The sequence below is a fragment of the Streptomyces sp. NPDC002935 genome, assembly GCF_040611295.1.
Lineage (GTDB): Bacteria > Actinomycetota > Actinomycetes > Streptomycetales > Streptomycetaceae > Streptomyces.
This window is the reverse complement of record NZ_JBEXNW010000062.1, coordinates 1-13,636: the sequence shown is the minus strand read 5'-3', so window position 1 is coordinate 13,636 and position 13,636 is coordinate 1. Positions and strand designations below refer to the sequence as shown.

Below are 13,636 nucleotides of genomic sequence, written 5' to 3'. Positions count from 1 at the left end.
GATGAACGAAGACAAGCTCCGGGACTACCTCAAGCGGACCACCACCGACCTGCGCCAGGTTCGGCGGCGCGTGCGCGAGCTGGAGGCCCGCGACCAGGAGCCGATCGCGATTGTGGGTATGAGCTGCCGGTTCCCCGGCGGCGTCAGCTCCCCCGAGGAGCTGTGGCGGCTGCTGGCCGAGGGCAAGGACGCCATCTCGCAGTTCCCCGAGGACCGCGGCTGGGACGTCGACGCACTCTACGACCCCGACCCCGAGCAGCCCGGCAAGGTCTACACCCGGCAGGGCGGCTTCCTGCACGACGCGGCGGACTTCGACGCCGAGTTCTTCGGGATTTCGCCGCGTGAGGCGCTGGCCATGGACCCACAGCAGCGGCTGCTGCTGGAGGCCGCCTGGGAGGCCTTCGAGCACGCGGGCATCGACCCCGCCGGCCTCAAGGGCAGCCGCACCGGCGTCTTCGCGGGCCTGATGTACCACGACTACGGCTTCACGCCCGGCGTCCTCCCCGAAGGGGTCGAGGGGCTGATGAGCACCGGCAACTCCGGCAGCGTCGCCTCCGGGCGCATCGCCTACACCTTCGGCTTCGAGGGCCCCGCGGTCACGGTCGACACCGCCTGCTCGTCCTCGCTCGTCGCCCTGCACCTCGCCGTGCAGGCGCTGCGCACCGGCGAGTGCTCCATGGCGCTCGCCGGCGGCGTGACGGTCATGGCGGGCCCGAGCGCCTTCGTCGAGTTCAGCCGCCAGCGCGGACTCGCCCCCGACGGCCGCTGCAAGTCCTTCGCGGCGGCGGCGGACGGCGCGTCCTGGTCCGAAGGCGCCGGCCTGCTGCTCGTGGAGCGGCTGCGGGACGCCCGCCGGCTCGGCCACAAGGTGCTCGCGGTCGTCCGGAGCAGCGCCGTCAACCAGGACGGCGCGTCCAACGGCCTGACCGCGCCGAACGGCCCCTCGCAGCAGCGCGTGATCCTCGAAGCGCTGGCCGGTGCCCGGCTGTCCGCCGAGGAGGTCGACGCCGTCGAAGCACACGGCACGGGCACCAACCTCGGCGACCCGATCGAGGCGCAGGCGCTGCTGGCGACCTATGGACAAGAGCGCGAACGGCCGCTCCTGCTCGGCTCGCTGAAGTCCAACATCGGCCATACGCAGGCCGCGGCAGGTGTCGCCGGTGTGATCAAGATGGTGCTGGCGATGCAGCACGGCGTGCTGCCGAAGACCCTCCACGTGGACCGGCCGACCCCGCAGGTCGACTGGTCGGCCGGCTCGGTCGACCTGCTGACCGAGGCGATCGCGTGGCCGGAGACGGACCACCCTCGCCGGGCCGGGATCTCGTCGTTCGGGATCAGCGGCACCAATGCGCACGTGATCCTCGAGCAGGCGCCCGAACCGGAGGCGGAGGACCCGGCCGACGACACGACTGAAGGCGAGGGCGTGGCCGAGGAACTGCTGCGGGCCCGGACCACGGTGGTGCTGTGGGTACTCTCCGCGAAGACCGGGGAGGCGCTGCGAGAGCAGGCACAACGACTGCTGTCGTCCGTGGACCTCGCGGCCGCGTCACCGGCCGACGTGGGGTTCTCGCTGGCGGCCACCCGCTCGGCGCTGGAGCATCGGGCGGCGGTCGTCGGCGCCGACGGGGAAGAGCTGCGCGCGATCCTGACCGCCCTCGCGGCGGGCGAGCCCGCGGCACAGGTGGTGACGGGGCGCGCCGGGGCCGACCGGGGCAAAGTCGGGTTCCTGTTCTCGGGTCAGGGCTCGCAACGGATCGGCATGGGGCGCGAGTTGTACGAGGTGTACCCCGTGTTCGCTGCGGCCTACGACGAGGTGTGCGCGCTTCTGGACGCCCAGGTCGACGTCGATGCGGACACGCTTCATCAGACGGGTTCGACGCAGCCCGCGTTGTTCGCCGTCGAGGTGGCGCTGTTTCGGCTGTTGGAGTCGTGGGGTGTCCGGCCGGATTATGTGGCGGGTCATTCGGTGGGTGAGATTGCGGCTGCTCATGTGGCGGGTGTGTTGTCGCTCGAGGATGCGGCGGGGCTGGTGTCGGCGCGGGCTGCGTTGATGCAGGCCCTGCCTGCGGGCGGCGCGATGGTGGCGGTGCAGGCGGCCGAGGACGAGGTGCTGCCGCATTTGACCGACGACGTCGGTGTCGCGGCGATCAACGGCCCTCAGTCGGTCGTGGTCTCCGGCGCTGAGGACGCGGTCATGGCGGTTGCCGAGGTGTTTGCCGGTCAGGGCCGTAAGACCTCCCGGTTGAAGGTCAGTCACGCGTTCCACTCGCCGCTGATGGATCCGATGCTGGAGGAGTTCGGCGAGGTCGTCCGCGGTCTTGCCTTCAGTGAGCCGCGGATCCCGGTGGTCTCCAACCTCACGGGCGGCCTGGCCGAGGCGTACACCCCCGAGTACTGGGTCCGGCACGTCCGTGAGGCGGTCCGTTTCGCCGATGGCGTGCGGACCCTGCACGAGCTGGGTGTGACCACGTTCGTGGAGATCGGCCCGGGCGGCGTGCTGAGCGCCCTCGCCCAGGGCTGCCTCGACGACGCGGACATCGTCACCGTTCCCGCTCTGCGTACCGACCGTCCCGAACCCCAGGCGCTCACGCTCGCCGTCGGGCAGTTGCACACCCACGGCGTCTCCCCGGACTGGCAGGCGCTGTTCCCCGGCGCCCAGCGTGTCGACCTGCCCACGTACGCCTTCCAGCGCGAGCGCTACTGGCTCAAAGGCACGGCCGCGCTCGACGTCTCCTCGGCGGGCCTGGACTCCTCCGGCCACGCCCTGCTCGGCGCGGTGGTGGAGACCGCCGGGGCGCAGGACGTGCTGTTCACCGGCCGGCTGTCCCCGGCCGACCTGCCCTGGATCGCGGAACACACGGTCGGTGGCGTGCCGGTGCTCCCGGTCGCCGCGTTCGTGGAGCTCGCCCTGTCCGCGGGACGGCAGGCCGGGTTCCCGTACCTGGAACAGTTGGACGTGGAGGCCCCGCTGGTTCTGGCCGAACAGGGCGCCGTCCGCATCCAGGTGCAGATCGGTGCGGACGCCGACCCTGACCGGCGCTCGGTGCGCGTCTTCAGCCGGCCCGCTGCGGGCAGCTCCGGCGAGCCGTGGGTCCGCCACGTCACCGGAGAGCTCACCCGGAACACTCCGGCGCCGGAGTTCGACCAGATGATCTGGCCGCCGACGGGTGCCGAACCCGTGGACGTCGAGGGCCGTCCGGGCCTGCGCGCCGCCTGGCGCGCCGGGGACGAGTTGTACGCCGAGGCCGAACTGCCGGTCACGGAGCGGGACCGGGCGGACCGCTACACCCTGCACCCCGTCCTGCTGGACGCCGCCCTCGGCATCGCGGCGTCGGACCGCGCCGCAGACCCCGGCGAGGTGCTCATGCCCCACGCCTGGAGCGGCATGTCCGTGCACACTCCGGGGCCCGGGGCCGTACGCATCCGCATCCGGCCCGCCGGCGACGACGCGGTGGCGATCGAACTGTCCGACACCGACGGCTCTCCCGTCGCCTCGGTCGCGTCCGTCCGGACGCGGACGATGACTGCGCAGCAGATACTGGCCTCGCGCGTGGCGCACCAGGACTGGATGTTCGAGGTCGACTGGGTCGAGCACACCGCGGCCTCCGCTCCCGCCACTGCTCCCGAAGCCGACTGGGCGGTCCTCGGCGACGAGGGTGCTTACTCCGACATCGACGCGCTCCGCAAGGCGGTCGACGGCGGTGCGGCCACGCCCGCCCACGTCCTCCTGCCCTGCGCCCCGAGCGAAGGGGATGCCGCCGCAGCGACGCGGGGGCTACTGACCGATGTGCTGTCGGCCGTCCAGGAGTGGGTCGCCGACGAGCGGTTCTCCGACGCGCGGCTCGTGGTGATGACGCGCGGAGCCGTCGAGCTGGACGGCACGGCTTTGGACCTCGCGCACGTCGCGGTCTCCGCTCTGGTGAAGTCGGCCCAGACCGAGCACCCGGACCGGCTCCTGCTCGTCGACGCGGACGACTCGGTCACGAACGGCGGCATGGTCACTGACGGCGGCATCGACCCGGCGTTGGCCGCGGCGCTCGCCGCTCTGGACGAGCCGCAGGCCGCGGTGCGCGACGGAAAGCTGTACGTGCCGCGCCTCGCCCGGATCACCCCGCCCGAGGAGCCCGCCGGTCACGCGTGGGACCCCGAGGGGACCGTGCTGCTCACCGGCGCGACCGGTGGCCTCGGACGGTCGCTCGCGCGGCACCTCGTCGCCGAACGCGGCGCACGGAGGCTACTGCTGGCCAGTCGGCGCGGCCCCGCGGCCGAAGGCGTCGGCGAACTCGTCGCCGCCCTCTCCGAGCTGGGCGCGCACGTCGACGTCGCCGCCTGTGACATCGCGGACCGGGACGCCCTCGCCGAACTGCTGGCCTCCGTCCCGGCCGAGCACCCGCTCGTGGCCGTGGTGCACGCGGCGGCGGCCCTGGACGACGGCGTGATCACCGCCCTGACCCCGGAGCGCCTGGACACCGTGCTGCGGCCGAAGGCCGACGGGGCGCTGCACCTGCACGAGCTGACCCGAGACCTGAACCTCTCCGCGTTCGTGCTCTTCTCCTCCTTGGCCGGAGTGCTGGGCAGCGCCGGCGCGGCCGGCTACGCCGCTGCGAACGCCTTCCTCGACGGGCTGGCGCGGCAGCGCCGGGCCGCGGGCCTGTCCGGCACCTCGCTGGCGTGGGGCCTGTGGACGGACAACGGCGGCATGGGCGACCGGATCACCGACGCCGACCGCAACCGGATGGGGCGGGCCGGAGTCGTGCCGTTCACCCCGGCGGAGGGGCTGGCCCTGTTCGACGCCGCCCTCACCGTGGACCGGCCGGTGATCGTGCCGGTCCGGCTGGACGTTCCAGGACTGCGCGCCATGGCCCGCGCGGGCATGCTGCCCGCCGTCCTCCGCGGCCTCGTCGGCGACACCGGCGCCGCGGCCGGCGAGGCCGCGGCAGCGGGGACCCCCGCCCTGGCCCGCCGCCTCGCCGGGATACCGGAGGCCGACCAGGAGAAGGTCCTGCTGGACCTGGTGCGCCATCAGGCGGCAGCCGCCCTCGGCCACGCCACCGCTGCCCGCATCGAGCCCACCACGGCCTTCCGGGACATCGGCTTCGACTCCCTGACCGCCGTGGAACTGCGCAACCGGCTCAAGGCCGCGACCGGGCTCCGGCTCAAGCCCACCCTGGTCTTCGACCACCCCAACCCCGTCGCGATCGCCCGGCTCCTCCACAAGGACCTGGTGCTCGACCTCACCGCCGAGGCCCCACCCGTTCTCGGCGAACTGGACCGGCTGGAGGCGCAGCTCACCGCACTCGCCCCAACGGACGCGGTGCGGGACAAGGTCACCGCCCGGCTCAAGGCGCTGCTCTGGAAGTGGACCGACACCCACCAGGACGCCGCGGCGAACACCGCCGACGCCGGCCACGGCACCGACCGCGACTTCGACCTCGACCGGATCGACGCCGCCACCGACGACGAGATGTTCGACCTCATCGACCAAGAGCTCGGGTCTCACTGACTCATCTCACGCACTGCTACCGAGGACGTAAAACATGTCGAACGACGACAAGCTCAGGGATTACCTCAAGCGCGTGATGGTGGACCTGAGCCAGACCCGCAGGCAGCTGGGTGAGCTGGAGGCGAAGGACACCGAGCCCATCGCCATCGTCGGGATGGCCTGCCGCTACCCAGGCGGGGTCGGCTCGCCCGAGGACCTGTGGCACCTGGTCGCCTCAGGCGGCGACGGCGTGTCCGAGTTCCCCACCGACCGCGGCTGGGACCTGGACACGATCTACGATCCCGAGCCCGGGCGGACGGGCCGCACGTACGTGCGCGAAGGCGGCTTCCTCTACGACGCCGGCGAGTTCGACCCCGCGTTCTTCGGGATCTCCCCCCGCGAGGCCCTGGTCATGGACCCGCAGCAGCGGCTGCTCCTGCAGACCTCCTGGGAGGCCCTCGAACGCGCGGGCATCGACCCCGTCACCGCACGCGGCACCCGAGCCGGCGTGTTCGTCGGCACCAACGGCCAGGACCACGCCTACCTCCAGCGGCAGGGCGACAGCGACAGCGAGGCCCACCTCGTCACCGCGAACACCGCCGCCGTGGTGTCCGGCCGCATCTCCTACGCCCTCGGCCTCGAAGGCCCGGCGGTCACCGTCGACACGGCCTGCTCGTCCTCGCTGGTGGCGCTCCACCTGGCCGCCCAGGCGCTGCGCCGCAGCGAGTGCTCGCTCGCCCTGGCCGGCGGCGTGACCGTGATGGCCACGCCGAACACCTTCATCGCGTTCAGTGCGCAGCGCGGCCTGTCGCCCGACGGCCGCTGCCGCGCGTTCTCCTCGACCGCCGACGGCACGGGCATGTCCGAAGGCGTCGGCGTGCTCCTGCTGGAGCGCTTGTCCGACGCCCGTCGGCTCGGCCACGACGTGCTCGCCGTCATCCGCGGCAGCGCCGTCAACCAGGACGGCGCCTCCAACGGCCTCACGGCCCCGAACGGCCCGTCGCAAGAGCGCGTGATCCGGCAGGCGCTGGAGAACGCACGCCTGACCGCCTCCCAGGTCGACGCGGTAGAGGCGCACGGCACGGCCACCACCCTCGGCGACCCGATCGAGGCGGAGGCGCTGCTCGCCACGTACGGCCAGGAGCACTCGGACGACCGGCCCCTGTGGCTGGGATCCATCAAGTCCAACATCGGTCACACGCAGGCCGCCGCGGGTGTCGCCGGTGTGATCAAGATGGTGATGGCCATCCGCAACGGCGTCCTGCCGCAGACGCTGGACGTGGACGAGCCGACAGCTCAGGTCGACTGGTCGGCGGGCGGCGTCAAGCTCCTGACCGAGGCCGTCGCATGGCCCGAGTCGGACCACCCCCGCCGCGCCGCGATCTCCTCCTTCGGCGTCAGCGGCACCAACGCGCACACGATCATCGAGCAGGCCCCGGCCCTCGACCAGGAGCCCGCCGCAGAGCCGGCCGGCGCCCCGGCCGCCGGCGCGCTGCCGTGGGTGCTCTCGGCGAAGAGCGACGCGGCGCTGCGCGCCCAGGCGGAGCGCCTGCTCTCCTTCCTGGAGGACGGCCGAAGCGATCAGACCGGCCCCGGCCGCTCGCCGGCCGACATCGGCTTCTCCCTCGCCACGACGCGCACCGCCTGGGACCGCCGGGCGGCCGTCGTCGGCGAGAGCCTGGAGGAACTCACCGAAGGCGTAAGGGCACTGGCCTCCGGCACCCCGTCCGCTGCCGTCGTCCACAACGCGGCCCGCCACGGCGACAAAACCGGGTTCCTGTTCTCCGGGCAGGGCTCGCAGCGGGCCGGCATGGGGCGCGAACTCTACGACGCCTTCCCGGCGTTCGCCGCGGCCTACGACGAGATCCGCGCCCACCTCGACGTCACCCTCGACACGGACGCGGAGCAGCTCAACCAGACGGGTTCGACGCAGCCGGCGTTGTTCGCTGTTGAGGTGGCGCTGTTTCGGCTGTTGGAGTCGTGGGGTGTCCGGCCGGATTATGTGGCGGGTCATTCGGTGGGTGAGATTGCGGCTGCTCATGTGGCGGGTGTGTTGTCGCTGGAGGATGCGGCGAGGCTGGTGTCGGCGCGGGCTGCGTTGATGCAGGCCCTGCCTGCGGGCGGTGCGATGGTGGCGGTGCAGGCGGCCGAGGACGAGGTGCTGCCGTACCTGACCGACGAGGTCGGCATCGCGGCGATCAACGGCCCGCGGTCGGTCGTGGTCTCCGGGGCCGAGGATGCGGTGCTGGAGATCGTCGAGGTCTTCACCCAACAGGGCCGCAAGGCCTCCCGGTTGAAGGTCAGTCACGCGTTCCACTCGCCGCTGATGGATCCGATGCTGGAGGAGTTCGGCGAGGTCGTCCGCGGTCTTGCCTTCAACGAGCCACAGATTCCCGTGGTCTCGAACCTCACCGGTCGCTTGGCCGAGACGTACACGCCCGAGTACTGGGTGCGACACGTGCGCGAAGCGGTCCGCTTCGCCGACGGCATCGAGACCCTCGGCGAGCTGGGTGTGACCACCTTCGTGGAGATCGGCCCGGGCGGTGTCCTGAGCGGCATGGCGCAGGGCTGTGTGGACGACATCGTCACCATCCCCGTACTCCGAGCCGACCGCCCCGAGCAGCAGGCGGTCATCACCGCGCTCGCCGAACTGCACGTCAGCGGCGCAGAAGTGGACTGGCACGCCCTCTTCCCGGGCGCCCGGCGCGTCGGCCTGCCCACCTACGCCTTCCAACAGCAGCGCTACTGGCTGGAGGCCCCCGAGGCCCCCGAGACCGAGACGGCCGCCGTGGACGCGGTCGACGCCGAGTTCTGGGCGAGCGTCGAGAGCGAGGACGCGCAGTCCCTCGCCGCCACGCTGGGGCTGAACCCCGAGGAACTGGACGTCGTGGTCCCGAAGTTGTCCGCCTGGCGGCGCCGGCGGCGCGAGCAGTCCGTCGTGGACGGCTGGCGCTACCAGCTGGCCTGGCAGCCGCTGAACGGCCTGTCCGCCGGCGACCTCTCGGGCAGCACATGGCTGTTCGCCGCGCCCGAGGGCGACGAGTGGGCCGGGACGGTCCGCGCGGCCCTCGCCGGACGCGGCGCGCACCTGATCCCGCTGACGGTTGCCGCCGACGCCGACCGCGCGTCCCTGACCGGCGAGTTGACCCGGGCCTCAGCCGAAGCCGGATCGCTCGACGGCGTCCTGTCGCTGCTCGCGACCGACGAGACCGCCTCGCCCGAGCACCCCGCGCTCTCCCAGGGTCTCGCGCAGACCGTGGCACTGGCCCAGGCGCTGGGCGACGCGGGCGTCGACGCGCCGCTGTGGTGCGCCACCCGCGGCGCGGCCGCCACCGGCCGCTCCGACGACGCACCGCTCAGCGCGGTGCAGAACCAGGTGTGGGGCCTCGGCCGCGCCCTGGCCCTGGAGCACGCCCGGCGCTGGGGCGGCCTGATCGACCTGCCCGCGGCCGTCGACGAGCGCGCCGCCGGCCGTATCGCCGCCGTACTGAGCCAGGGAGCCGACGCTGCGGATGTCCAGGAGGACCAGGTCGCCGTCCGCGCCACCGGCGTGTTCACCGCCCGGCTCGCCCATGCCCGAAGCGGCGCCGGCCGGCCGTGGTCGCCGCGCGGCACCGTCCTGATCACCGGTGGTACGGGTGCGCTGGGCGGGCACGTCGCCCGCTGGCTCGCCGGTGCCGGTGCCGAACACCTGGTGCTCACCAGCCGCCGCGGTGCCGACGCGCCCGGCGCGACCGCGCTCAAGGCCGAACTGGAGGAGCTGGGAGCGCGCGTCACCCTCGCCGTGTGCGACGTCGCCGACCGCGACGCGCTGGCGGCGCTGCTCGCCGGGCACACCTTCACCTCCGTCTTCCACGCCGCCGGCGTGGAACAGTTCGCCCCCTTCGACGAGCTGACGCCGGCCGACTTCGCCCGCACGGTGGCGGCGAAGGCCCGCGGCGCCGCACACCTGGACGAGCTGCTCGGCGACCGCGAGCTGGACGCCTTCGTCCTCTTCTCCTCGATCGCCGGCGTGTGGGGCAGCGGCCTGCAGACCGCCTACGCGGCCGGCAACGCCTTCCTCGACGGGCTCGCCGCCCGGCGGAGGGCCCGGGGTCTGACCGCCACCGCGATCGCCTGGGGTCCCTGGGCCGACGGCGGCATGGTCACCGACGCCGACGAGGAGCACCTGCGCCGCCGCGGCGTCGTCACCCTGCCCGCCGCACTCGCCGTGACCGCGGTCCAGCGCGCCCTGGACTGCGACGACACAGCGGTCGTCGTGGCCGACATCGACTGGGAACGGTTCATCGGACCGTTCACCCTCGCCCGCCCGAGCGCCCTGCTGTCGGAGCTGCCCGAGGCGCGCCGCGCCGGCACCGTCACACCGGCCGGCACCGCGGCGCCGGCCGACGCCGCGCCCCTGACGGCCCGGCTCGCCGGACTGCCGGAGGCCGAGCGCACGCAGACCCTGGTCGACATGGTCCGCGCGCACGTCGCGGCCGTCCTGGGCCACTCCTCGGCGGCGGAGGTCGAGCCCGACCGGGCCTTCAAGGACCTCGGCTTCGACTCCCTGACCGCCGTCGAACTCCGCAACAGGGTGAACACGGCGACCGGCCTCGCGCTGCCGCCCACGCTGGTCTTCGACTACCCCAACGCCACGGCGCTCGCCCGCTTCCTGCACAGCGAGCTGCTCGGATCGCAGGCCGCCGTGGAGCAGAAGCAGCACACGGCTGCCGACGACGAGCCCATCGCCATCGTGGCGATGAGCTGCCACCTGCCCGGCGGCGTCGACTCGCCCGAGGCGCTGTGGGACCTGGTGACATCCGGCGGCGACGCCATCTCCGGCTTCCCGTCGAACCGCGGCTGGGACGTCGAGGCCCTCTACGACCCCGACCCCGATCGCCCCGGCAAGACGTACGCGCGCGACGGCGGATTCCTTTATGGCGCCACCGACTTCGACGCCGGCTTCTTCGGGATCTCTCCGCGTGAGGCGCTGGCCATGGACCCGCAGCAGCGCCTGATGCTGGAGACCTCGTGGGAGGCCTTCGAGCGGGCCGGGATCGCCCCCGCGCAGCTGCGCGGCAGCCGGACCGGCGTCTTCGTCGGCATGGCCTACCAGGGCTACGGAGCCGATGTGCGCCGCACGCCGGAAGGCGTGGAAGGACACCGGCTCGTCGGCGGCGCGTCCAGCGTCGTCTCCGGCCGGGTGGCCTACACCTTCGGACTCGAAGGGCCCGCCGTCACGATCGACACGGCCTGCTCGTCGTCCCTGGTCGCCCTGCACCTGGCCATGCAGTCGCTGCGCAACGGCGAGTGCACGATGGCGCTGGCCGGCGGCGTCACCGTCATGGCCGGCCCGAGCGTCTTCGTGGAGTTCAGCCGCCAGCGCGGCCTGTCGCCCGACGGCCGCTGCAGGGCGTTCGGCGCGGACGCGGACGGCACCGGCTGGGCGGAGGGCGTGGGCGTGGTGCTCGTGGAGCGCCTCTCCGACGCCGTGCGCAACGGCCACGAGGTCCTGGCGGTCGTACGGGGCAGCGCCGTGAACCAGGACGGCGCGTCCAACGGTCTGACCGCGCCGAACGGTCCGGCGCAGCAGCGGGTGATCCACCAGGCGCTGGCCTCGGCCGGGCTCGCTCCGGGCGACGTGGACGCCGTCGAGGCACACGGCACGGGCACGACGCTGGGTGATCCGATCGAGGCGCAGGCGCTCCTCGCCACGTACGGGCAGGAGCGGCTCGAAGGACAGCCGCTGTGGTTGGGCTCGCTGAAGTCCAACATCGGCCACACGCAGGCCGCGGCAGGTGTGGCAGGTGTGATCAAGATGGTCATGGCGATGCGCCACGGCATCCTGCCGCGGACACTGCACGCGGACGAGCCGACGCCGCATGTGGACTGGTCGGCCGGTGACGTCCGGCTGCTGACGGAGGCGATCGCATGGCCCGAGTCGGACCGCCCGCGCCGCGCCGCGATCTCGTCCTTCGGCGTCAGCGGCACCAACGCCCACACCATCATCGAGCAGGCCCCCGTCACGGCGGAGCTGCCCCCCACGCCCGACTCCGGCGCGCTCGTGCCGTGGGTGTTGTCGGGCAAGGGCGAGCCGGCGCTGCGCGCTCAGGCGGCCAGGCTGGCCGGCCACCTCGACGCGAACGACGGCTGGACGGCTTCCGACATCGGCCTCTCACTGGCCTCCCGCGAGACGTTCGAGGACCGCGCCGTGCTCCTGGCACAGGGCTCGGACCAGCTCCGGCAAGCCCTCACCGCCCTCGCCGCCGACGAACCGGCGGCGAACGTGACGCTGGGACACGCCCGCTCCGAGGGCAGGGTCGGCTTTCTGTTCTCGGGTCAGGGTTCGCAGCGGATCGGTATGGGGCGTGAGTTGTATGCGGCGTTCCCTGCCTTCGCCGATGCGTACGACGAGGTGTGTGCGCGTCTGGAGGCGCCGGTCGACGTCGACGTCGAGACCCTGGATCAGACCGGGTGTGCCCAGCCCGCTCTCTTCGCGGTCGAGGTGGCGCTGTTCCGCCTCCTCGAATCGTGGGGCATCCGGCCGGATTACGTGGCCGGTCACTCGGTGGGTGAGATCGCGGCTGTTCATGTGGCCGGGGTGCTGTCGCTCGAGGACGCGGCGAAGCTGGTGTCGGCGCGTGCCGCGCTGATGCAGGCCCTGCCCGCCGGCGGGGCGATGGTCGCTGTCCAGGCGACCGAAGAGGAGGTGCTGCCGTACCTGACCGACGAGGTCGGTATCGCGGCTATCAACGGGCCTCAGTCCGTGGTCATTTCCGGTGCGGAGGACGCGGTTTCGGCGATTGCCCAGGTGTTCGCTGCTCAGGGCCGTAAGACGTCCCGGTTGAAGGTCAGTCATGCGTTCCATTCGCCGCTGATGGATCCGATGTTGGAGGAGTTCGGCGAGGTCGTCCGCGGTCTTGCCTTCAACGAGCCGCGGATTCCTGTGGTCTCGAATCTCACTGGTCGGCCGGCCGAGGCGTACACGCCCGAGTACTGGGTCCGGCACGTCCGCGAGGCGGTCCGTTTCGCCGACGGCATCGAGACCCTCGGCGAGCTGGGTGTGACCACGTTCGTGGAGATCGGTCCCGGCGGTGTCCTCAGCGGCATGGCGCAGGGCTGTGTGGACGACATCGTCACCATCCCCGTACTCCGAGCCGACCGCCCCGAGCAGCAGGCCCTCGTCACCGCGCTCGCCGAACTGCACACGCACGGCGTGTCCGTGGACTGGCAGGCCCTCTTCCCCGGCGCTCACCGCGTCACCCTGCCCACCTACGCCTTCCAGCGCGAGCGCTTCTGGCTGGACGGGGAGGGGGAGGGGGACCTGGCCGCTGCCGGCACCCCGACCGACGCGGCGGACTCCGGCTTCTGGGACAGCGTGGAGCGCGAGGACGCGGAGTCCCTCGCCGCGACCCTGGGCGTCAGTGCGGACGCCTCGCTGAGCGCGCTCCTGCCCCGGCTGTCCGCATGGCGCCGTCAGCGCCGCGAGCAGTCCGTGGTCGAGGGCTGGCGCTACCGCGTCACCTGGAAGCCGCTCGGCGCGCTCCCTCAGCCCGGCGCGTCCGGGACCTGGCTGCTCGTCGTGGCCGGCGAGAGCGAGTGGACCGCCTCGGTCCGCACCGCGCTCGGCGAGCGCGGCCTGGAACTGGTGACGCTCGTCGCCGGGCCCGGCACCGACCGCGGGACGCTGGCCCGCGAGCTGGCCGGCGTCGGTCCGGTGACTGGCGTGCTGTCCCTGCTCGCCGAGGACGAGAGCGCCTCGGCCGGTCACCCCGGCCTGTCGCACGGCCTGGCCGCGACCCTCTGCCTGGTGCAGGCGCTCGGCGACGCGGGCGTCGACGTCCCGCTGTGGTGTGCCACGCGCGGCGCGGTGGCCACCGGCCGCTCCGAGCGCGTGGACCGCCCGCCGCAGTCGCAGGTGTGGGGCTTCGGCCGGGCGGCGGCGTTGGAATACCCGCGGCGCTGGGGCGGACTGCTCGACCTTCCTGAGTTGCTGGACGCCCGCACCGCGGCCCGCGTGGCCGCCGTCCTCGGCCAGACGGCCGAGGACCAGGTGGCGGTCCGCGCCTCGGGCGTCTTCGGGCGCCGGCTCGTCCGGGCCGCCCGCGCCACCGGCCCCGCCCCGGGGGGGTCGCCGCGCGGCGCGGTGCTGATCACCGGCGGTGGCACGGG

The 13,636-nt window shown here is 73.2% G+C and carries 2 protein-coding genes; both read left to right on the top strand.

Annotated features, from left to right (window positions below; translation table 11 throughout):
- Position 1: 1 nt before the first annotated feature.
- Complete coding sequence (locus tag ABZX90_RS42405) at positions 2 to 5,503, top strand: SDR family NAD(P)-dependent oxidoreductase (RefSeq protein ID WP_355213573.1); 5,502 nt, start codon at positions 2 to 4, stop codon at positions 5,501 to 5,503.
- Between the two features lie 34 nt (positions 5,504 to 5,537).
- On the top strand, positions 5,538 to 13,636 hold an 8,099-nt coding region (locus ABZX90_RS42400), incomplete at its 3' end, for a type I polyketide synthase (RefSeq protein ID WP_355213570.1).

Coding starts and splice junctions, on each gene's coding strand:
- ABZX90_RS42405 (WP_355213573.1), top strand. CDS start 2: ATGAACGAAGACAAGCTCCGGGACTACCTCAAGCGGACCACCACCGAC.